The sequence below is a fragment of the Serratia sp. HRI genome (genome assembly GCF_010119335.3).
GTDB classification, from domain to species: Bacteria; Pseudomonadota; Gammaproteobacteria; order Enterobacterales; family Enterobacteriaceae; genus Serratia; species Serratia nevei.
Genome location: NZ_CP083690.1, coordinates 1,372,062 through 1,393,336, shown reverse-complemented (window position 1 = coordinate 1,393,336; position 21,275 = coordinate 1,372,062). Strand labels below are relative to the sequence as shown.

The 21,275-nt window shown below is 54.6% G+C and carries 24 protein-coding genes and 1 riboswitch; of the genes, 7 read left to right on the top strand and 17 right to left on the bottom strand.

Features of this window, described 5'->3' with window-relative positions:
* Positions 1-219 precede the first annotated feature (219 nt).
* The 3 genes from cspE (at position 220) to tnpA (GF111_RS06805) (ending at position 1,539) form a co-directional block, all read left to right on the top strand.
* Positions 220-429, top strand: a complete 210-nt coding sequence (gene cspE, locus GF111_RS06815) for a transcription antiterminator/RNA stability regulator CspE (protein WP_004940030.1) — start codon at positions 220-222, stop codon at positions 427-429.
* A 70-nt stretch (positions 430-499) separates the two neighbouring features.
* A complete protein-coding gene (gene tnpA, locus GF111_RS06810; RefSeq protein ID WP_038874510.1) occupies positions 500-937 on the top strand; it encodes an IS200/IS605 family transposase in 438 nt (145 codons plus the stop codon).
* 185 nt (positions 938-1,122) lie between these two features.
* Complete coding sequence (gene tnpA / locus GF111_RS06805; RefSeq protein WP_370633551.1) at positions 1,123-1,539, top strand: IS200/IS605 family transposase; 417 nt, start codon at positions 1,123-1,125, stop codon at positions 1,537-1,539.
* On the opposite strand, the gene GF111_RS06800 is transcribed toward tnpA (GF111_RS06805), so the two are convergent.
* From GF111_RS06800 to crcB, 3 genes are all read right to left on the bottom strand, one after another.
* Entirely contained in the window at positions 1,485-2,675 is a 1,191-nt protein-coding gene (locus GF111_RS06800; RefSeq protein WP_134267088.1) for a multidrug effflux MFS transporter, read from the bottom strand. The genes tnpA (GF111_RS06805) and GF111_RS06800 overlap by 55 nt on opposite strands.
* A gap of 6 nt (positions 2,676-2,681) precedes the next feature.
* The gene (locus GF111_RS06795) at positions 2,682-3,278 is read right to left on the bottom strand and encodes a TetR/AcrR family transcriptional regulator (protein WP_038877424.1); all 597 of its coding nucleotides are present in this window, start codon (positions 3,276-3,278) and stop codon (positions 2,682-2,684) included.
* Between the two features lie 289 nt (positions 3,279-3,567).
* Positions 3,568-3,951: a fluoride efflux transporter CrcB gene (gene crcB / locus GF111_RS06790; RefSeq protein WP_004940022.1), complete on the bottom strand. Its 384-nt coding sequence runs from the start codon at positions 3,949-3,951 to the stop codon at positions 3,568-3,570.
* Positions 3,952-4,030: 79 nt separating this feature from the next.
* A riboswitch (Fluoride riboswitch) is annotated at positions 4,031-4,093 on the bottom strand.
* Between the two features lie 82 nt (positions 4,094-4,175).
* Here crcB and GF111_RS06785 point away from each other — a divergent pair.
* Positions 4,176-4,604, top strand: coding sequence for a GNAT family N-acetyltransferase (locus GF111_RS06785; protein ID WP_048232905.1), 429 nt, complete (start codon positions 4,176-4,178; stop codon positions 4,602-4,604).
* Between the two features lies 1 nt (position 4,605).
* Here the strand turns inward: GF111_RS06785 and GF111_RS06780 are convergent, their stop codons facing one another.
* Positions 4,606-5,673 carry a diguanylate cyclase gene (locus tag GF111_RS06780; protein WP_038877428.1) on the bottom strand — a complete coding sequence of 356 codons (1,068 nt, stop codon included), beginning with the start codon at positions 5,671-5,673 and terminating at the stop codon, positions 4,606-4,608.
* Between the two features lie 218 nt (positions 5,674-5,891).
* On the opposite strand from GF111_RS06780, the gene tatA reads away from it, so the two are divergent.
* Positions 5,892-6,107 carry a Sec-independent protein translocase subunit TatA gene (tatA, locus tag GF111_RS06775; RefSeq protein WP_038877431.1) on the top strand — a complete coding sequence of 72 codons (216 nt, stop codon included), beginning with the start codon at positions 5,892-5,894 and terminating at the stop codon, positions 6,105-6,107.
* A 93-nt stretch (positions 6,108-6,200) separates the two neighbouring features.
* Here the strand turns inward: tatA and lipA are convergent, their stop codons facing one another.
* Together lipA and GF111_RS06765 are read right to left on the bottom strand one after the other, a co-directional pair.
* Positions 6,201-7,166, bottom strand: a complete 966-nt coding sequence (lipA, locus tag GF111_RS06770; RefSeq protein ID WP_025160046.1) for a lipoyl synthase — start codon at positions 7,164-7,166, stop codon at positions 6,201-6,203.
* Positions 7,167-7,481: 315 nt separating this feature from the next.
* Positions 7,482-8,438: an acyltransferase gene (locus tag GF111_RS06765; protein WP_162420119.1), complete on the bottom strand. Its 957-nt coding sequence runs from the start codon at positions 8,436-8,438 to the stop codon at positions 7,482-7,484.
* A gap of 632 nt (positions 8,439-9,070) precedes the next feature.
* Here GF111_RS06765 and GF111_RS06760 point away from each other — a divergent pair.
* Both GF111_RS06760 and GF111_RS06755 read left to right on the top strand, forming a co-directional pair.
* On the top strand, positions 9,071-10,366 hold the full coding sequence (locus GF111_RS06760) for a flippase (protein ID WP_139156106.1): 1,296 nt from the start codon (positions 9,071-9,073) through the stop codon (positions 10,364-10,366).
* A gap of 1 nt (position 10,367) precedes the next feature.
* A complete protein-coding gene (locus GF111_RS06755) occupies positions 10,368-11,270 on the top strand; it encodes a capsular polysaccharide synthesis protein (RefSeq protein WP_162420116.1) in 903 nt (300 codons plus the stop codon).
* Between the two features lie 52 nt (positions 11,271-11,322).
* Here GF111_RS06755 and lipB read toward each other — a convergent pair whose 3' ends face one another.
* The 11 genes from lipB to lptE all read right to left on the bottom strand — a co-directional run bounded on the left by lipB (position 11,323) and on the right by lptE (position 21,263).
* Positions 11,323-11,991: a lipoyl(octanoyl) transferase LipB gene (gene lipB, locus GF111_RS06750; protein ID WP_047728544.1), complete on the bottom strand. Its 669-nt coding sequence runs from the start codon at positions 11,989-11,991 to the stop codon at positions 11,323-11,325.
* A gap of 134 nt (positions 11,992-12,125) precedes the next feature.
* On the bottom strand, positions 12,126-12,392 hold the full coding sequence (ybeD, locus tag GF111_RS06745; protein WP_004940012.1) for a DUF493 family protein YbeD: 267 nt from the start codon (positions 12,390-12,392) through the stop codon (positions 12,126-12,128).
* Between the two features lie 104 nt (positions 12,393-12,496).
* Positions 12,497-13,708, bottom strand: a complete 1,212-nt coding sequence (dacA, locus tag GF111_RS06740) for a D-alanyl-D-alanine carboxypeptidase DacA (RefSeq protein ID WP_004940010.1) — start codon at positions 13,706-13,708, stop codon at positions 12,497-12,499.
* Between the two features lie 180 nt (positions 13,709-13,888).
* Positions 13,889-14,968 carry an endolytic peptidoglycan transglycosylase RlpA gene (rlpA, locus tag GF111_RS06735; RefSeq protein WP_147190413.1) on the bottom strand — a complete coding sequence of 360 codons (1,080 nt, stop codon included), beginning with the start codon at positions 14,966-14,968 and terminating at the stop codon, positions 13,889-13,891.
* 10 nt (positions 14,969-14,978) lie between these two features.
* On the bottom strand, positions 14,979-16,091 hold the full coding sequence (mrdB, locus tag GF111_RS06730; RefSeq protein WP_004940006.1) for a peptidoglycan glycosyltransferase MrdB: 1,113 nt from the start codon (positions 16,089-16,091) through the stop codon (positions 14,979-14,981).
* Between the two features lie 8 nt (positions 16,092-16,099).
* Positions 16,100-17,995 carry a peptidoglycan DD-transpeptidase MrdA gene (gene mrdA, locus GF111_RS06725; RefSeq protein ID WP_038877446.1) on the bottom strand — a complete coding sequence of 632 codons (1,896 nt, stop codon included), beginning with the start codon at positions 17,993-17,995 and terminating at the stop codon, positions 16,100-16,102.
* Between the two features lie 38 nt (positions 17,996-18,033).
* Complete coding sequence (gene rlmH, locus GF111_RS06720; protein ID WP_004940002.1) at positions 18,034-18,504, bottom strand: 23S rRNA (pseudouridine(1915)-N(3))-methyltransferase RlmH; 471 nt, start codon at positions 18,502-18,504, stop codon at positions 18,034-18,036.
* 3 nt (positions 18,505-18,507) lie between these two features.
* A complete protein-coding gene (gene rsfS, locus GF111_RS06715; protein WP_038877448.1) occupies positions 18,508-18,825 on the bottom strand; it encodes a ribosome silencing factor in 318 nt (105 codons plus the stop codon).
* A 194-nt stretch (positions 18,826-19,019) separates the two neighbouring features.
* Positions 19,020-19,682: a nicotinate-nucleotide adenylyltransferase gene (gene nadD / locus GF111_RS06710; protein ID WP_015376938.1), complete on the bottom strand. Its 663-nt coding sequence runs from the start codon at positions 19,680-19,682 to the stop codon at positions 19,020-19,022.
* Positions 19,672-20,706 carry a DNA polymerase III subunit delta gene (gene holA, locus GF111_RS06705; RefSeq protein ID WP_055316089.1) on the bottom strand — a complete coding sequence of 345 codons (1,035 nt, stop codon included), beginning with the start codon at positions 20,704-20,706 and terminating at the stop codon, positions 19,672-19,674. The genes nadD and holA overlap by 11 nt, the downstream gene beginning before the upstream one ends.
* Positions 20,703-21,263, bottom strand: coding sequence for an LPS assembly lipoprotein LptE (gene lptE / locus GF111_RS06700; RefSeq protein WP_038877452.1), 561 nt, complete (start codon positions 21,261-21,263; stop codon positions 20,703-20,705). The genes holA and lptE overlap by 4 nt, the downstream gene beginning before the upstream one ends.
* Positions 21,264-21,275 lie beyond the last annotated feature (12 nt).

Sequence of the window (21,275 nt, the reverse complement as noted above, 5' to 3'; positions counted from 1 at the left end):
GAGTTTGGGTGTTCGCTCGTTGTTCGCCGGTGGGTGGAGAGGATTGACCTGGCACGGTAACTTATCGCAACCGGTGCAATCAATTTACACCGGACAACACGGATTTTTTCACTCTTTATCGGATTTCTGTGATCGCGGTGGTGGACAAAATCCTGCCTGCTTGCTGTACTGTAATAGACACAGGTTTTGTGTCTTTCATTCACGTTAAAGGTAAGTTTGATGTCTAAGATTAAAGGTAGCGTTAAGTGGTTTAATGAATCCAAAGGCTTCGGTTTCATTACTCCGGAAGATGGTAGCAAGGACGTTTTCGTTCACTTCTCTGCCATCGTTAGCAACGGTTTCAAAACGCTTGCTGAAGGCCAGCGTGTAGAATTTGAAATCACGAACGGTGCCAAAGGCCCATCTGCCGCTAACGTTACTGCTATCTAAGCTGCGTAGCTGAATTTCTTAAAACCCGCTCATTGAGCGGGTTTTTTATTGTAAGAAGGAAATCACCAACATGGGTTTATACAGGAGTTCATCACATGTGTTCTGGCGTTGCAAATACCACCTGGTGTGGACGCCGAAGTATCGATTTAAAATCCTCCGCGACAAGGTGGGTAAAGAGCTCTACCGAACAATTTATATCCTCTGCAACATGAAGGACTGTGAAGTCCTTGAGCTAAATATTCAGCCAGATCATGTGCATCTGGTCGTGATAGTCCCCCCGAAGCTATCGATTTCGACGTTGATGGGCGTCCTGAAAGGACGCAGTGCAATCCGGCTTTACAATCGTTTTCCACATATACGAAAGAAGTTGTGGGGCAATCATTTTTGGGCAAGGGGATACTTTGTCGATACGGTAGGAGTAAACGAAGAAATTATCAGGCGATACGTGAGGCATCAGGATAAGAAGGACCAAGAGATCGAACAGCAGATGGAGTTGTTGCAGGATTAACTCGAAAATGGCCCCCTTTTAGGGGGCGTCGTGTAAAGCCACCTCCTCAGGAGGTGGTCTTTTACTGTAAGCCTTAAACCACCTCCTAAGGAGGTGGTGATTGAACCTGTGAGGCTCTAGCCTGAAGGAAACCCATGCCGGAATATTCCAGCTTACTCACCACAAGTAAGAAGGAAATCACCAACATGGGTTTATACAGGAGTTCATCACATGTGTTCTGGCGTTGCAAATACCACCTGGTGTGGACGCCGAAGTATCGATTTAAAATCCTCCGCGACAAGGTGGGTAAAGAGCTCTACCGAACAATTTATATCCTCTGCAACATGAAGGACTGTGAAGTCCTTGAGCTAAATATTCAGCCAGATCATGTGCATCTGGTCGTGATAGTCCCCCCGAAGCTATCGATTTCGACGTTGATGGGCGTCCTGAAAGGACGCAGTGCAATCCGGCTTTACAATCGTTTTCCACATATACGAAAGAAGTTGTGGGGCAATCATTTTTGGGCAAGGGGATACTTTGTCGATACGGTAGGAGTAAACGAAGCGCGTTATGCCTCGCTGCGGCGGCCTAACAGGCTGAACAGCAGGATGGCGACGGCGTAGCAGCCGACGATGGTCAGCGCCATCGACAGGCTGGACGTGCCGCCCAGCCCGGTGAGCGGCACGGCGCAGGCACCGAGCGCGAACATGCACACGCCGATCAAGGCCGACGCGCTGCCCGCTTTGTCACCCTGGCTTTGCATGGCCAGCGAAGAGGCGGTTGGGCCGACGATGCCGATCACCGCCACCGAAAAGAACAGCGGCACCAGCAACAACACCAGCGGCGCATGCAGCGCGGCGGCCAACAGCAGCAACAGCGATGCGACGGCCGCCAGCGTTAGCCCGCTCTTCAACACGCGACGCTCTCCCCAACGCGAACTGAGGCGGCTGGCCAGCTGCGCCGCAATGATCAGCCCGACGCCGTTAATGGCGAAGCACAGGCTGAACATCTGCGGGCTGAGGCCGTAGATCTGCTGCAAGACGAAAGGCGAGGCGCCGATATAGGCGAACATGCCGGCCATCACGAAGCCCTGTGTCAGGCACAGGCCCATGAAATAGCGCTGGGTCAACAGACTGCCCAGCGACATCATCATCGCCAGAATGCCGCCCTGGCTGCGGCGCTCGGCCGGCAGGGACTCGTGCAGTTTCAGCGCCGACAGGCTGAACAGCAGCACGGCGATGGCCGCCAGCACGCCGAAGATGCCGCGCCAGTTCATCACCTGCAGCATAACGCCGCCCAGCACCGGCGCGACGATCGGCGCCAGGCCGTTGACCAGCATCAGCAGGGCGAAGAAGCGGGTCAGCTCATGGCCGGCATACAGATCGCGGGCGATGGCGCGGGAAATCACCGCGCCACCGGCGCCGGCGATGCCCTGCAGCAGGCGTGCGATCAGCAACTGGTCGATGGTGGGCGCCAGCGCGCACCACAGCGAAGCGCCCAGCAGCAGGATCAGCGACAGCAACAGCGGGCGCATGCGGCCCAGTTTGTCGCTGTAAGGGCCGAAAATCAGCTGGCCGACGCCCAGGCCGAGCAGCCCGGCGGTCAGGCTGAGCTGCGCGGCGGCGGTGGAGGTATTCAGTTCGCCCGCCATTTCCGGCAGGGCGGGCAGATAGAGATCGGTGCACAGCGGCCCCAGCGCGGCCAGCAGGCCAAGCACGACGGCGTACACCAGACGTTGTCTGGCTAAGTGTTTGGTCATGGGAGATTAGCGTTTCCTGAACAGGTGAGAAATGGCCTGCTGATACAGATCGCGCAGCAGGGACGCATCGGCTTTTTGCGTGGTAAGGATGCGGTAACCGGTGCCTTCACTCATGACGGCGATAAACTCCACCCGCGCGGCGATCTCTTCCGCGCTGAAATGGGGATACAGCCGCTGCAGGTTGTGGCACACGTGGCGAAACAGCCGCGCTTCCGCATCGCTGAGCATTTTGGCTACCACCGGGTTGCGCGTGGCCTCGGCGGTCACTTCCAGCATCAGCATGTGATCGGTTTCGCTCTCGCCCGGCTGCTGAAACAGCGTGCGCGCCGCCAGCGTGCCGGCGATCAGGTTGATGTGATCGCCAAGGTTTTCCAGCCGCTGCATCTTGCTGGCGATGATGCGGTTGACGATTTCCTCGATAATCGCGTCTTTATTGGCGAAATAGCGATAGATTTGCCCGACGCTGAGCTGCGAGCCCTGGGCGATTTCCGCCATGCTGGCGGCGTGGAAGCCGTGGCGGCGGAAGCTGGTTTTCGCCGCTTCGACGATCTGATCGCGGCGGGCCTGCACCTTGGCCTGTTTACTGTCGTTGGGGGAGAGCATTTGCCCGATCCTTTGCTACGCGTAAGCCGGGTTCACATTTTTGGGTGTGAACGTTCATTCTCAATTGTAGTGTAGTCGGCCGGAAAGACGCAAGATGAACGCGTGCCGTGGGGAAAAGGCGCTTAAGCGAACAGGTAGGATTTGATAAAGGCGGCGACGATCAGCACGCACAGCGCAACGGCAATCGCTTCGGCGGCGGTTTTCGGCAGGCTAAACATAGCGGTTTCTCATCCAGTCAGAAGTACTGGATGAGATTATGCGCATGCAAGATTAAGGAAACATTAAGGGCTTAGCGCCCGTTGACCCACATCACCAGCATGAAAGCCAGCAGCGTCATCGCCAGCGAGCCGGCCAGGTTGAGCAGCATGTTGGCCAGCGCCCAACCGAAGCGGCCATCCTGCATCAGGTACACCACCTCCAGCGAAAAGGTGGAGAAGGTGGTCAGGCCGCCGCAGAACCCAGTGGTGATCAGTAATTTCCAGGTGGGGTCCAGATGCGTCATGCGGGTGAAAATCGCCATCGCCAGGCCGATGATAAAACCGCCGATCAGATTGACCATCAGCGTACCGAGCGGAATGTGGGCGTTCAGCGGATTCATTTTCATACTTACCGCCCAGCGCAAAACGCTGCCGACGCCGCCGCCGATAAATACGGCCAGTAAAGAGCTCAACATGGGGCAACTACCTTTCAATCAGAGAAATTCACGGGACTCGGAAAGGGACAGGCGTAACGCTACGCGCCTCTCTCCGAGAGGTTACGTAGACATCATCAGCCTGTGAAGGCGGTTAGGGAGGAATGTCATCTCCAGCGTGCCGCACGGCCTTTTTTACCGTACCCGGTGGATGTTACACCTAACGCCGCCTATTTTGTAGTATCGACAATCTGCGAGGTCACCCCATGGAAATCAGAACGGCGCGCCTGAGCGATCGCCAGGCTATCGCCGAATTAATGACGGCGTTGGATTATCCCGGCACCGAGGCGTTTCTGACGCAGCGAATGCGCCAGCTGCTGGCGCATCCGGACGAGGCGCTGCTGGTGGCAGTGGAGGGCGAGCGGGTGCTGGGCGTGCTGTCGCTGCATTTTCTGCCGCAGCTGGCGTTGGCCGGCGACATTGGCCGCATCAGCTATTTTTGCGTCGACGACCGAGCGCGCGGCGCAGGCGTAGGGCGGCGGCTGTTGGCGGAGGGCGAGGCGCTGGCGCACCGTCGCGGCTGCGATCGGCTTGAAGTCCATTGCCACAGCCGCCGCGAGCGGGCGCATACGTTTTACCGGCGTGAAGGCTTTGTCGAAGCGCCGAAGTATTTTGCCAAGTTATTAAACCAGTAAGTTAGTCGCCCGTCGGCGCCGCCGTTTCCAGCCGGTTGCGGCCATTTTGCTTCGCTCGGTAAAGCGCACCGTCGGCCGCTTTCAGCCAGTCCAGATAACCGCCCAGCGCGGGGTGGTAGTTGGCGATGCCGGCGCTGATCTGTAGCCGCAGCTGTGGCGCCTCTTTGAAGATAACGGCGTCCAGCCGCTGCTGGATGCGCCGCAGGACGGTTTCCGCCTGTTCGGCGCTGGTGTTCGGCAGCACTGCGCCAAACTCGTCGCCGCCGTAGCGACCGACGATATCCACGTTGCGCAAGCCAATCAGCAGCTCTTCCGCCAGCGCCGCCAGGGCCTCATCCCCCAGCGCATGGCCGAAAGTATCGTTGATGGTTTTGAAACGATCGATATCCATCAAGATCAGCGTGGCGTTGTCCTGGTAGCGGCGGCAACTGTCGAACTGACGATGCAGCAGATGCTCCCAATGGCGGCGGTTGTACAAGCCGGTCAGCCCATCGCGGGTGCTGATGCGTTGCAGCTCCTGTTTTTTTTCCGCCAGCCGTTTGGCGGTGCGGTAGGTCACCAGGCCGAGCAGCGTGGGATAAAGGTAGATCATCGGCAGGCACAGATAGATTTGCAGCGGCGTGCTGTGCGGGTGGAACGGGAAACCGAGCAGCGCGCCGGTCAGCGCCGCCGCGGCCAATTGAATCGCCAACCCTTTGACAAACAGGGCCTTACCGGCCGAAGCGATGTTGTTCATGCTCATCATCGACAGGATGACGATCGCCGGCAGCGCGTTGAACGCCATCATCGCCGCCCAGAAGCCGCCGAAGGCGGAGTCGATCAGCAGGTTGCGGATCTCGGCTTTGAACGGATCTTTGGCGCGGCAGGCCAAGCGGTAGGCGAGATGCGGCCAGAGAAAACCGTGAAAGGCCAGCAATAGCCAGACCGCCGTGGGCGGAGCCAAGGGATAGAGTGCGGCGCAAACGCAGATAAAGCCGAGCCCCAGACCGGCGACGCGGGGCAGATAGGTGCGTTTGGCGAAGCTGAGGCCGGATTTTCGGGCATCGAAAATGGGGGGGGCAATATACATCCGGCATCTCCCTGATAAGTATCATGGCAGCGTATCATGCGGGTGATAAACTAAGAATAGTCTGGAGTTCACGCCGTGAGGCGGCGTGGCATTCCTGCGACGGATCTCACTCTGTTACATGTTGCGGTTGTGCGAGCGGGGGGAAAGTCGCTAAATATTCGCAGGCAAGGTCAGTTTTTCTCGCTGTTCACGCAGCGCTCTATGATAAGAAGGTGAGTATGGAAGGTATCAGTATTACCAAACTTCTGGTGATTGCGGTATTGGTGATTTTACTGTTCGGCACCAGCAAACTGCGCACGCTCGGCGCCGATCTTGGCGCGGCGCTGAAAGGCTTTAAAAAAGCCGTGGGTGACGACAGCACGCCGCCGGCCGCCGGCAGCAACACTGCCGAGAGCCAGTCCGCTCAGCAGAGCGTCGAGAAGAAAGACGTTTAATCCCGTCTGAGGGCGCGCAATAAAAAACGGATGCCTTGTGGACATCCGTTTTTTGGCGTTTCCGCCGTCTTTAGCGTAACAAACTATTACGCGTTATTTCACTTCCATCCCTTTGGCCTGCAGATCGGCGTGATAAGACGAACGCACGAACGGGCCACAGGCGGCGTGGGTGAAGCCCATTGCCATCGCTTCTTCTTTCATCTCGTCAAACTCGGCCGGGCTGACGTAGCGCTGCACCGGCAGGTGGTGGCGGCTCGGCTGCAGATACTGGCCCAGCGTCAGCATGGTGACGCCGTGACGGCGCAGATCGCGCATCACTTCGACGATTTCCGCGTTGGTTTCGCCCAGGCCGACCATCAGGCCGGATTTGGTCGGGATATTCGGGTGCGCCTCTTTAAAGCGCTCCAGCAGCTTCAGCGACCACTCGTAGTTGGCGCCCGGGCGCACCTGGCGGTATACGCGCGGCACGTTTTCCAGGTTGTGGTTAAACACGTCCGGCGGCGTGGCGGTGAGGATCTCCAGCGCGCGGTCCATACGACCGCGGAAGTCCGGCACCAGCGTTTCAATTTTGATGTTTGGGCTCTTGGCGCGGATGGCGGAGATGCAGTCGGCAAAGTGCTGAGCACCGCCGTCGCGCAGATCGTCGCGGTCAACCGAGGTGATCACCACGTAACGCAGCGCCATGTCGGCGATGGTTTGCGCCAGCTTTTCCGGCTCGTTGGCGTCCGGCGCGATCGGGCGGCCGTGGGCCACGTCGCAGAACGGGCAGCGACGGGTACAGATGGCGCCGAGGATCATAAAGGTGGCGGTACCGTGGTTGAAACACTCGGACAGATTAGGGCACGAGGCTTCCTCACAGACGGAGTGCAGGCCGTTTTTACGCATGGCGGCTTTGATGCCCTGAATGCGCGTTGAATCGGCAGGCAGTTTGATCTTCATCCACTCGGGTTTACGCAACAGCTCCTGCCGTTCGGTGACCACCGTTTTGACCGGGATCAGCGCCATTTTGTCAGCATCGCGGTATTTGACGCCGCGTTCCATCTGAATTGGTTTACTCATAATCGTGCAGGTTCCAGTTACGAAGCTTGAGTTGTTTTTTACTGATTATCAACAGCTTACAATCTTATGGTGACGTGATGGTCAAGCCGAGCCGAAATTATATCACTTTTGACGCGATCCATTCAGCCCTTATTGTAGGATTATATTGGAGTGGCTATGGCAAGCAGTGTTGACTGGAGATAATGAATCAAAGCAAGCGTAACAGATTATCTCGGTAGTCAAATACGATATATATGTAGGGACTAAGTCGATAGGTTAAATTTTGTGGGATTTTATTGGGCCCATTAATGGTATATTAATAGACCCGCAGCGCTATTAGAGTAGATACTTGAACTTTTTATTCATCTTTGAAAGGATGATGGCAAGTAAAATAGAAAAAACAGAGCTAAGTAAGAATATGGTATACATACTCTCAGAGATTCCGAATCTATCAGATGATACGATTTTTATGATGAAAGGATGTGTTAGGTAAACAGCTGTTGCTATTGTTGACATCGATTTCACGCTTTTTTTGATATTGATATTTTTTGCTATTAAGAAAAGAGCTGGTGCTAAAATTGATACGGAAAAAAGCGTATCTATAGGCAGTATGTCACCAATAGAATAGTAATAGATCGACTCAAAGATTACGCAAAAGGCAGAGAGCGCTGCTATAGAGATAGCGATTTTTTGATTGATTTCTATTTTCTGGGTTCGTAAATAATGACCAATGAACATAAAAGGGAATCCCATAAATAGAAAATTATGGTATAAGTTAATAAGAATGTAACGGTCTTGAGTTAGCTGTTTCCCATGGATTTTTAAGTAATACTGTATAAGTACACCACATATTATCAATGCAAATGAAATTGCCAACATAACGTTCATATTTGACTTTCTGGTCAAAAATAAAAGTACTCCTCCGACAAACATCGCGACCAAATACCAGAGATGATGAAAACCCAGAAGCATTGTTATAGCGAGATCTAATTTCCCAGTGCTCGTATGAATATCAAACTGCTTGTAATAAATAGGAAGGTAAATAATCATCCATAGAGTATAAAGGATGATTACTCGTTTAACCCAAGTGTAAAATCCTGATTTTTCAATAGAGGCGATTAAAAAATAACCATTGACAATAAAGAAGAATGGAACAGCATATCTAAAGAGACCATTAACGAGCGAATATGAGTAAATGCTTTCCATTCCAAGGTTATGTACATGCATACTGATGATTAGTATGGCCGATAAAAATTTGAGGTTGTCCAGTGCACCGAATCTGATAGTCCCCATCAATATCCCCGTAGCTTTGTAATGAAATCTCTGAGTGAAACTTTAATGTTCCATATAAATTAATATATCACAATCAGTAGGATAGGCAATGTTGAAGTATTTTCAATAAGCAGGGTGAAAAAATTAGAGGGAATGGGGGGGTAGACATAACACAATGTTAACTTACAGGGTTTTCTGTTTATCCTTTTGATATTAAATTAATTTAGTGCTATTGCGTTGATTCGATAGATAACGTGTTGATTTCTATGCTCTGATGAGGTGATCTTGAGCGATTTCTGGATACCTTCGAGGTTTCATCCACCGAAAGTAATGGGTATGGCATGGTAATTTCGGTATGGGATATTTCTTAAAATAATAATTTTATCTTACAGGGCTAGGCTATTGACGATTTTTTTGGTGTTGATTTTTATTATTTCATGGGGTTTATTTCAATACTTTGAATTTATTGGTTTTTTTTGATTTTTTGTGACTGTTTTAGCATTTTGCAGCATGAAATAATGACCTATCAATCAATGGTCTGTCGAATGTTGTAAGTTTAGCAATGAGTTTCGGTTTGGTGACCGATAAAGCGATTGATTTTCAATGGGAAATCCGTCAAAATATTTAAAATTTTAATCGAGCAATGCAATAATATGAAGAAAAACATCAAAAATCTTTCATATATGTTTTTTGTGCAAATGGCAAACTATGTTTTCCCATTAATAACAATACCTATTGTTGCCAGGATATTTGGTCCTGAAAAATTGGGGTTGATAAATTATATCGCAGCGATTGTTGGGTATTTCTCTCTTGTTGTCAGCTATAGCTTTAACTTTACTGGCGTCAGACGCGTTACGCGGGAAAAAAACAGTAGTAATCAGATATTCTCAACAATATTTACCTCGCAGATGTTACTGATTTCTATAAGCATGGCTATATTTGCAATATGTATATTCACTATTGGTGATCTTAAGAATAACATTGCGCTTGCGCTGATTACTTTTTGCTCGTGCTTGTCCTTGCTTTTTACCCAAACATGGTTTTTGCAAGCTTATAGTGATTTTAAAACCATTGCACTTCTATCTTTTGTTTCAAAATCAGCTTCTTGCATATTGATTGTTGTGCTCATTAAATCTCCGGACGATATTTTACTCTATGCGGCGATCCTTAATGTAATAACTCTAATAACGGCAATTATCACATTTGGTATTATCATCAGTAAATATCGTGTAAAGTTAAGATTCGCACCAATAAAAGACTGCATACGTTACTTGAAGGAAGATAGGCACCTTTTTCTCTCTAGTGTAGTGACAAATTTGTATACTACTACAGGGATTGTTCTCTTGGGGGCAATATCTACAAAGCAAGATGTTGGTTACTATTCTTCAGCCCAAAAGCTTATTGAAGTTGCTAAAAGTGTAATGATAATGCCAGTTTATCAAATTATTTTCCCTATCCTTTCGGAAAAATTTGGTAGGGATAAGAATGAAGGTGTTGAAACAGTAAAGAAAATTATGCCGATATTTATTTGCATGAGTTTGATGATGCTTATCGGTATGATTACTTTCAGTAAATTGGCTACGTTAATTATATTTGGTAAGGCTTTTTTACCGTCAGCACCTATCGTTGTGATTCTGTCTTTCGGCCTTTTTGCCGTGTTTTATGGCATTATTATTGGCGGCCAAGTGATGCTGAATATGGGGCTCGATAAAGTATTTGTGAAAATACAAATCATAGTTTCAGTATTTAGTTTGACTGCTAATTACTTGATTCTGCCGTATGGCGGAGGTTTAACTACTGCAACTATATGGACAGTATCTGAATTTGCAATATCGTTATATCAGTATATTGTGCTTAAACGTATGGGCATCATTCTTATTGACAGGGATACTTTCAAACTTTCATCTTTAAGTGTAGCTCTTCGCTATTTGACAAAACGGGATTCATAAAATGATAAAGAAATTTTTTAAAATGCTAAAAATCATTACCGAGAGAAGGGAAGAGACACCTAATGTTAATTGGGTTGAGATTAATGAAAGTAATAAAAAGCACTACAATAATTATGTGATACCAAAGTTAATCTGGATATATTGGGACTCAGAGACGTTACCTGAAATTGTGCGAATGTGCATTGAGCAGGTTAAAAAACTATGTTCTGATTACGAAGTGATGGTATTGAACGAAAACAATGTTCATAATTATATTACCCTCCCTGAGGTTAATGGCTCGCTCCCTAAATCTAATGTTGCTGATATCATCAGGTTGTTACTTCTTAAAAAATATGGCGGAGTCTGGATGGATGCCAGCATATTTTTAACTGAAGGTCTTGAGTGGATAACATCAAGAATGCAAAATCACGAGGCATTTCTTTTTTACTCAAATGAATGTACGTCTAATATTGATAAACCTATCTCAGAAAACTGGTTTATCGTTTGCCCTAGGGAAAGTAATTTCATTCAGGCATGGCTTAGAGAGTTTGAAGGCTGTGCAACCAGTGACGATCCAAAGAATTATTATGCCAACTTAGAGAGACGAGATGAGCTGTTGCAACGTCTGACTCGGCCCGATTACTTGTTATGTTATATTTCAGCCATTGTTGTACTTGATAGAAATCACTTTAATATTTTGTATGCATCATCGGAAAGCACTGGGCATTACTTTAATTATAAGCATAACTGGGATGGCATTTATGTTGCTACGGAGTTGCTGCTAAAAAATAAAGATAAAGTCGCCATTCCTAAACTGATAAAGTTTAACTCCTCAACAAGGAAAGGGGTCGAGCGATTTATTAATAAACGAATTTATACTAAAAAGAGTTTATTAGGGGCATATATTGCTGCACAGAAGAAATAATAGACGTTAGCAATTTCTGATTGCGGTGAAAATGACCGCTAGCCCCTAGGCCTCATAGGTAATCGTGCAGGTTCCAGTTACGAAGCTCGACCGTCTGGTAGCCGAGTAAATGAACAAATTCCTGTACCAGGATTGGGTGTATGTCTTCAATGCCAACGCCGGGCGCCAGCGCGCTGACCTGCGTCATTTGCATGCCGGCGTAACCGCAAGGGTTGATGCGTTGGAAGGGGCTGAGATCCATCGCCACATTCAGGGCCAGGCCGTGGAATGAGCTGCCTTTGCGGATCCGCAAACCCAACGAACAGATTTTCTGCTCCCCCACGTACACGCCAGGCGCATCGGGACGGGCGCGCGATTCGAGGCGGAAGTGGGCGAGGGTGTTGATAACCGTATCTTCTATCGCCGTAACCAATTGGCGCACGCCGACCTTGCTGCGTTTCAGATCGACCATCACGTACATCACCTGCTGGCCCGGCCCGTGGTAGGTCACCTGGCCGCCGCGATCGCTCTGGACCACCGGGATATCGCCGGGCATCAGCAGGTGCTCGGCTTTGCCGGCCTGGCCCTGGGTGAAGACCGGGTGATGTTGCACCAGCCACAGCTCGTCCGGCGTAGTCTCGGTACGACTGTCGGTGAAGTTGTGCATGGCTTGGGATACAGGCGCGTAGGGCTGCAACCCCAGCTGACGCAAAATGATCTTGTCTGGTTGCAAAAGAGTCATCGTCAGGTTACAGAAGTGGTAAAGCCATTATACCGGGCGCTCCGGCCTGCGACCAGCCTTTCGCTGACCAAAAATGCGCAACCCGGGAAGACGCTGCGCCATCCCGGGTTGATAAGCAGGGGTTTATGCTGGAATTACAGCACCATGCGAACAATTTCAATGTTGCCCAACTCTTCGTACAGGGTTTCGACCTGCTCGATGTGAGTAGCGTTGATGGTGATGGAAACGGAGTGGTAGTTGCCTTTGCTGCTCGGCTTAACCTGCGGGTTGTAATCGCCCGGTGCATGGCGCTGCACCACTTCAACTACCTGGTCAACCAGCTCAGGCTGCGCCAGGCCCATCACCTTGTAGGTAAACGAGCAAGGGAATTCGAGCAGTTCGTTCAGTTTAGTTTTTTGCATGTGCGTGCGCTCCAGAGTGCTAGCTAATCTATAAATTATAACTCCCGCCGGGGCGGGAGTTAATGTTATTCAGTATATGGGGGCAATTTCGCCCGATTCAACCGTTAACCGAACCAGTGGTGGAACATCAGTTTGATGTAGTCCACGATGCGGCTGAAGAAACCGCCTTCTTTCACTTCGTTCATCACCACCAGCGGACGCTGGTCGATGGTTTTGCCGTCCAGCTGGAAGTTGATGCTGCCGACCACCTGGTTTTTCGCCAGCGGCGCGTGAATTTCAGGGGTGTTCAGCACGTAGCTGGCCTTCAGATCTTTCATGCGGCCGCGCGGGATGGTCAGGTAGACGTCTTTGTCCACGCCCAGCTCAACGCGGTCGGCATCGCCGAACCAGACCGGCTCGGAGGCGAACTCTTTACCGACCTTCAGCGGCGCCACGGTTTCGAAGAAGCGGAAGCCCCAGGTCAGCAGTTTCTTGCTCTCGGCTTCGCGGCCTTTGTAGGTGCGGCCGCCCATCACGGCGGAGATCAGACGCATCTGGCCTTCGGTCGCCGAAGCCACCAGGTTGTAACCCGCCGCGTCGGTGTGGCCGGTTTTGATGCCGTCGACGTTCAGGCTGTTATCCCACAGCAGACCGTTGCGGTTCATCTGGCGGATATTGTTGAAGGTGAACTCTTTTTCTTTGTAAATCGCGTACTCTTCCGGCACGTCGCGGATCAGCGCCTGGCCGATCAGCGCCATGTCGCGCGCCGAGCTGTACTGGCCCTGGGCATCCAGGCCGTGTACCGTCTGGAAGTGGGTGTTCTGCAGGCCCAGCTTGCTGACGTAGGTGTTCATCAGGTTAACGAACGCGTCCTGGCTGCCGGCGACGTAGTCGGCCATCGCCACGCAGGCGTCGTTACCGGATTGCAGGTTGATGCCGCGGGTCAGTTTGGAGACCGGCACGCGATCGCCCGGCTTCAGGAACATCAGCGAGGAGCCTTTGAACACCGGGTTGCCGGTCGCCCAGGCGTCCTGACCGACGGTCACCAGATCGTCCTGGCCGATTTTGCCCGCTTTCAGCGCCTGGCCGATGACGTAGCTGGTCATCATTTTGGTCAGGCTGGCCGGATCGCGACGCGCGTCGGCGTTCATCTCGGCCAGCACCTTGCCGGAGTTGTAATCAATCAGGATATACGCTTCCGCATCGATCTGCGGGACACCTGGGATCATGGTTTTGATGTTAACGTCATCGGCATGTGCAACGGAGGCTGCGCTCATTGCGATAACGGTGCCGAGTGCGATGCTTTTGATTAAGCGAAAAGAAGTTACTTGTTTCATGATCGGGACTACAACATCCGTGAAAGTAAAGTTAAAAAACGAGCCACACTATAGCAGATGCGATCCCGGCAGGCATTACCCATTCATCTGACTAATTGCGGTTAGAGAACTTTTAGCTGCAAGAAAATGTTTCAGCTAAATAACCGCTTATCAGCCGCGAATGCCCGCCGGGCTTAACGCTTAGGGTGCAGCAGTAACGAAAGACTGTTGTTGCGCTTCGCTGGCCAGGCGTTGCTGCAGCCGGGTTGCCTGCTGACGGCTGCTGAACGGGCCGAGCTGGACGCGATAAACGTTGCCGTTAGCCGCCACTTTGCCCGGCACGCCAAACTGCTGGCTCAGGCTTTGCTGCCAGCTCTGGGCGCGCTCGGCGCTGCTCAGCGCACCGACCTGCACCACGTAACCGCCGGAGGAAGACGCAGCAGCCATGCCGGCAGCCGCGGTGCCGGCCGCGACCGGCGCGGCCACGGCTTCAGGTTCTGATCCTTCCAGCACGCCGGCCGGTACGGCGCTTGGCGCGCCGAGGAAACCGCTGCGGCCGCCGGTTGCGTTGCCGCCGGCGGCTGGCGCGTTGTTGTCGTCGGTGCGCAGGCTGCTGTTATCGATCGGGCGCACCGCCGCGCCGCTGGCGACCGGCACGTCCTGTTGGATCGGGGTGCCCATGCCGCTGGAGCCGAGATCCGGGCGTGCCGGCAGGGCGTAGCTCTGTTTCGCCACGATGGTGCCGATGGTGCCCGGGCCGCTCAGCGTGCCGTCCGGCGCCACGTTGATGAAATCGACTTTGACCTTGGTGTTGTTGGACAGGTTGAGGCGATCGGCGGCGGCTTTCGACAGATCGATGATGCGGCCCTTGGTGTAAGGCCCGCGATCGTTGACGCGCACCACCAGCTGACGGCCGTTGGCCAGGTTGGTGACACGTACATAGCTAGGGATCGGCAACGTCGGGTGCGCCGCGGTCAGGCCGTTCGGATCGAACTGCTCGCCCAGCGCGGTGGTGTTACCGTTGGCTTCTTCGCCATACCAGGCCGCCAGGCCGGTCTGCGAGAAGTTCTGCGGATCTTTTACGATGCGGTAAGTATCGCCATTAACCTTATAATCCTGCATGTTATTAGGGTTATAGGGTTCATATTGAGGCTCGACGCCACCGATTTCCACCACCGGGCCGTTGTACGGCTGTTGTGGCGCCTGCTGTTCCGTGGTCGGGGCGGTACAGGCGGAGAGCAACACTGCCGCGACGCCGATCCAAAGCCATTCCTTACGCATTACTCACCTCTTATAAACTTTTAGACAGCATTTTCCGATGCGTGTGGATCGACATGATGATGCCGAAACCGGCCATCAACACTATCAGCGCCGAACCCCCGTAACTGACCAGAGGCAAAGGTACGCCAACTACCGGCAAAATGCCACTGACCATACCGATGTTAACAAAGACATAAACGAACAAAATCAGCATCAAGCCGCCAACCATCACGCGGCCGAAGGTGGTTTGCGCCTTGGCGGCGATCATCAGCCCGCGAATGATCACCAGCAGGTAAAGCGCCAGCAGCACCAACACCCCGATCAGCCCCAGCTCTTCGGCTAACACGGCGAAGATAAAGTCGGTATGGCGTTCCGGCAGGAACTCCAGCTGCGACTGGGTGCCGTGCAGCCAGCCCTTGCCGGACAGGCCGCCGGAGCCGATGGCGATCTTGGATTGAATGATGTGGTAGCCGGCGCCGAGCGGGTCGCTTTCCGGATCGAGCAGCATCATCACGCGGTCGCGTTGATAACCGTGCATCAGGAAGAACCACAGCACCGGGATAAAGGCCGCCAGCGCGACGGCGGCGACGGCGATCAGTTTCCAGCTCATGCCCGACAGGAACAGCACGAACAGGCCGGAGGCGGCGATCAGGATCGAGGTGCCCAGATCCGGCTGCGCGGCCACCAGCAGCGTCGGCAGGAAGATCAGCACCAGGGCGATGGCGGTGTTTTTCAGCGAAGGCGGGCAGACGTCGCGGTTCATAAAGCGCGCCACCATCAGCGGCACGGCGATCTTGGCGATTTCCGACGGCTGGAAGCGCACCACGCCGAGATCCAGCCAGCGCTGCGCGCCTTTACTGATCTGCCCGAAGGCGTCCACCAGGATCAGCAAAATCACGCAGAAGATATACAGATAGGGCGCCCAGCTTTCGTATACGCGCGGCGGGATTTGCGCCATGACGGCCATCACGATCAGCCCCATGACGATCTGCCCGATCTTGCGCTCCATCATGCCGATGTCTTGGCCGCTGGCGCTCCACATCACGAAGGCGCTGTAGACCAGCAGGGCCAGGATCAGCAGCAGGAACGTCGGGTCGATGTGGATTTTTGTCCAGATCGAGCCTTTTTGTTGGCTTTCAGTCATGTTCTACCTTAGTCACCTTCTACGCCAGGCGGCAGCGGAGCTTCGCTTGGCAATTGCGTATTGTTGTCGCCCAGCAGAATATGGTCGAGGATCTGGCGGGTGATGGTGCCCACCGCCGGACCGGAGCCGCCGTTTTCCAGAATGATGGCGACCGACACCGTCGGATTGTTGAACGGCGCGAAGGCGGTCATCAGTTTATGATCGCGCAGGTGCTCCGCCAGTTTATGGGCGTTGTAAGTTTCGTAGCCGAATACCTGTGCGGTACCCGATTTCGCCGCGGCTTTGTAAGGGGCGTCCGCAAAGTATTTGCGCGCCGTCCCGTTCGGACGGTTGGCCACCCCGTACATGCCGTCTTTGGCGATTTCCCAGAAGCCGGAGTGAATATCGCCGATCTGCGTGTCTTCTTCCTGTTTGAACGGCACCAGCGCGCCGTTGACGCGGGTGCTCTGCAGCAGGTGAGGCGTTTTGACGGTGCCGTCGTTGATCAGGGTGTTCAGCGCCTTGGCCATCTGAATCGGCGTGGCGGTCCAGTAACCCTGGCCGATGCCCACCGGAATGGTGTCGCCCTGATACCACGGCTTTTTATAGCGCTTCAGCTTCCATTCGCGCGTCGGCATCAGGCCGGAGCGCTCTTCGGACAGATCGATGCCGGTGTACTGGCCGTAACCGAATTTGGTCAGCCAGGTCGACAGCCGATCGATCCCCATGTCATAGGCGACCTGATAGAAATAGGTATCTGCGGACTCTTCCAGCGCCTTGGTGACGTTCAGCCGGCCGTGGCCCCATTTTTTCCAGTCGCGGAAGCGTTTTTCCGAGCCGGGCAGTTGCCACCAGCCGGGATCGAACACCACGGTGTTCTTGGTGATCACCCCGGCGCTGAGCGCCGACACCGCGATGTAAGGCTTCACCGTCGACGCGGGCGGGTAAACTCCCTGCGTGGCGCGGTTGATCAGCGGGCGATTCGGATCGTTCAGCAGCCCCTGATAGTCCTTGCTGGAAATGCCGTCCACGAACAGGTTCGGATCGTAACTCGGGTTGGACACCATCGCCAGAATGGCGCCGGTGCGCGGATCGCTCACCACCACCGCGGCGCGGCTGCCTACCAGCAGCTGCTCGATATAGCGCTGCAGGTTGAGATCGAGCGTCAGGTAGACGTCCTGACCGGCGGAAGGCGGCTGCTCGTGCAATTGGCGGATCACCCGGCCGCGGTTGTTGACCTCGACCTCTTCGTAGCCGGTTTTGCCGTGCAGCGTGTCTTCGTAATAGCGTTCGATGCCCAGCTTGCCAATGTCGTGGGTCGCGGCGTAGTTGGCCAGCTTGCCGTCTTTGTCCAGGCGTTCGACGTCGCGGTCGTTGATCTTCGACACGTAGCCGGTGACGTGGGTGAGGGCGGAGCCGTAAGGGTAGTAGCGGCGCTGGTAGCCTTTCACTTCCACGCCGGGGAAGCGGAACTGATTGACCGCAAAGCGGGCGACCTGCACTTCGGTCAGCGCGGTTTTCACCGGAATGGAGACGAAACGTCGCGAACGCTTGCGCTCTTTTTCGAAATTGGTGATGTCGTCGTCGGTCAGGTCGACCACCGTGCGCAGCGCCTGCAGCGTGGCTTTGAGGTCGTCAACCTTCTCCGGCATCAGCTCCAGCTGGTAAATGGTGCGGTTGAGCGCCAGTGGGGTGCCGTTGCGATCGTAGATAATGCCGCGGCTGGGCGCGATAGGCACCAGCTTGATGCGGTTTTCGTTGGAGCGGGTGCGGTAATCCTCGACGCGGACCACTTGCAGATTATACAGGTTGGCGATCAGGATGCCGGACAGCACCAGGATGACCAAGAACGCCACCAGGGCGCGGCGTACAAACAGGGCGGATTCAGCCGTATAGTCGCGAAAAGGGTTACGTTCTATTTTCATCCCGCTGCTTTATTTCACTCTGTCACGGTCACCACCGGCTATTCCCGGTGGTAAGGATGATTTGTAGTAATACTCCAGGCGCGGTAGAGGCTTTCGGCCACCAGGACGCGCACCAAAGGATGCGGCAATGTCAACGGAGAAAGTGACCAGCTCTGCTCGGCAGCGGCTTTGCAGGCGGGCGCCAACCCTTCCGGGCCGCCGATCAGCAAGCTGACGTTACGGCCATCCTGCTTCCAGCGCTCAAGCTGCTGCGCCAGCTGCGGCGTTTCCCACGGCGTGCCTGGGATATCCAGCGTAACGATGCGGTTGCCTTTGCCCACCGCCGCCAGCATCTGTTCGCCTTCTTTGTCCAGAATGCGCTTGATGTCGGCGTTTTTGCCGCGTTTGCCCGCCGGGATCTCGGTCAGCTCAAACGGCATATCTTTGGGAAAGCGGTGCAGGTAATCCATAAAGCCGGTTTGCACCCAGTCTGGCATTTTGGTGCCGACCGCCACCAATTGCAGTTTCACCGCTTAGCTCCAGAGTTTTTCCAGCTCGTACAGGCGACGGCTCTCTTCCTGCATCACGTGCACGATAACTTCGCCCAGATCGACCACGATCCAGTCGGAGGCTTCCTGGCCTTTCATGCCGTACAGCTCCATGCCAACGGCACGGGATTCCTGCACCACGTGGTTGGCGATCGACATCACGTGGCGAGTCGAGGTGCCGGTGCAGATGATCATGCAATCGGTGATGCTGGATTTGCCCTGGACGTCCAGAGCGATAATGTCTTGGCCTTTCAGGTCATCGATTTTATCGATGACGAAATCTTGGAGCGCTTTACCTTGCAAAGGTTCCCCCTCGGGTGTGTTCTGTTCAGTCGGCTGCGGCGGGCAAAATGCGCGCGCCGCGGCGTAACCGGATAATGGTTTCGGCAGGCTGCCGCTGAAAGCCAGCTAACTGGTGACTGCCCGGCCAGCTAAGGTTTCCGGGGTTTTCAGCGGATACCTGAAAAATAGCGGCGCAGTATATCACGCACCTTTCGCTAGCGATATAAACCCTGCAACTCGATGTAGCGCTGCACCGGGCGTGGCAGCAGGTCGTCGCAGTTGAGGCCCTGATGGCGGCGCTGGCGGATCTCGGTGGCGGAAATTTCCAGTTCCGGCGTATCGGCCAAATAGATATGGCCGTGTGGGCGACGGCTGAGCAGCGCCGGGTCGGCGGTGCGATGGCGTTCCAGCCACTGCTGCAGCTCCGGCGTGTCCATGCGATCGTTATAGCCCGGGCGCGCCAGCACCAGCAGATGGCAGACGTCTAATAGCGCCTGCCAGCGGTGCCACTTATGCAGCGTCAGCAGCGAGTCCTGGCCAATAATAAACGCCAGCGGCTGGGCGGCGCCACGCTCTTTACGAATCGTTTCTAACGTCTCGATGGTGTAGGAGGGGGTGGTGCGGTGCAGTTCGCGATCGTCGACCGCAAACAGCGGGTTGCCGGCGATAGCCAGCTCCACCATCTTCAGGCGCTGCTGCGCATTGGCCTCCGGCTGCGGGCGGTGCGGCGGCACGTGGTTAGGCAGCAGCGTGACGCGATTCAGGCCCACTTCGGCGGCCAACGCTTCGACCGGCCGCAGGTGGCCGTAGTGGATCGGGTCAAAGGTGCCGCCGAACAGCGCGTGCAAAACGGTGGGGTGTTCCGGATTAGTGGGCATCGCTAAAACTCGTGGCCAGGGGTTTGCCGCACAGCAGCATCGACAGGGTTTCCAGTTCCGGCCAGACCGACTGGCCATAGTCCTGCTTGAGGGTCAGCTCGATTTGCGTCAGCAGCTGTACCGCCTGCTGCAGCTGGGGGCCGGACAGGCGTTGCAACGCCTGGGTCACCAGCGGGCGGCGGTTCTGCCAGACCTTGTGCTGATCGAACAGCGTGCGCAGCGGCGCGGAAGCCATGCGGCGCTGCAGCGTCAGCAGCAGCAGCAGTTCGCGCTGCAGAGTGCGCAGCAGGATCACCGGCTCCACGTCCTCTTGCTGCAGTTGCTGCAAGATATGCCAGGCGCGCTTGCTCTTGCCGGCCAGCAGGGCATCCAGCCAGTGGAACGGCGTGAAGTGGGCGGCGTCGTTCACCGCCTGTTCGACGCGCGGCAGCGTGAGCTTGCCGTCCGGGTGCAGCAGCGACAGCCGCTCCAGCGCCTGCGACAGCGCCAGCAGGTTGCCTTCGTAGCAGTAGCACAACAGCTGATTGGCGGCGTCGTCCAGCTCCAGCTTCATCGCCTTGGCGCGCGTGGCGACCCAGCGCGGCAGCTGCGCCTGTTCCGGCGTCTGGCAACTGACGAGGGCACCGTGCGGGCTGAGCGCCTTAAACCAGGCGCTGTTTTCCTGCGCTTTGGTGAGACGTGGGCCGCGCAGGATCAGCAGAATATCCTCGTGCAGCAGCGTGGCGAGCTTGGTCAGCTGTTCGCCGATCGGCGCCGTCGGGCCGTTTTCCGGGAAGATCAGCAGCAGCGTCTGGCGGCTGGCGAACAGGCTCATCGCCTGGCAGATGCCGAAGATGGCGTCCCAGTCGGTATGGGCGTCAAGGGAAATGCTGTAGTGCTCACTGAACTGCTGCTGTTGCGCGGCCTGCCGGAGCAAATCCTGGCTTTCCTGCAGCAGCAGCGGTTCATTGCCGCTCAATAAATAACAAGCGCGCAGCCCCTCTCGGAGCTGCGCGGCAAGTTGTTCCGGATAAATGCGGATCATTGTGCGGTTTGGCTTGCCGCTCGTTCGCCGGCGGCAGCGGCTTTCTGCCGGTTCTCTTCTTCCGCCGCATGCACGGTCAGCAGTTTGCGCACCAGCTGTTGCGCCGCCTGCTCACGCATTTCCTGGCGAATGATCTCCTGTTCGGAGTCCTTGGCCAGCGCGGTCAGCGGGTTGTCGAAGAAGGAACGGAACACTTTCACCGACAGCGGATACAGGTCATGGCCCGGGATCAGCACCTGCGCCTGTACGGTCAGCACCAGCTGGTACTCGGCGGTTTTACCGTCCTGGAAGATAGAAGCGGTATCCTGGCTTTCCGTCGCGCCGACGATGCGTAGGGAAGGCACGTCTTTACGTTTCGGATCGCTGACGATAGTCACGTCGTTAAGACGCAGCTGCTCACGCACCGCGCGCGTCAACGGGCCGTAAGGATCCGAACTGTCCAGGATCAGCGTTTTCATTTCATTCGGCACCTGCGTGGTGCCACGCAGGTGAAAACCGCAGCCGGCGGTGACCAGCACCGCCAACCCCAGCAACAGCGTCAGAATACGTTGTCGCACAACTCCTCCTTG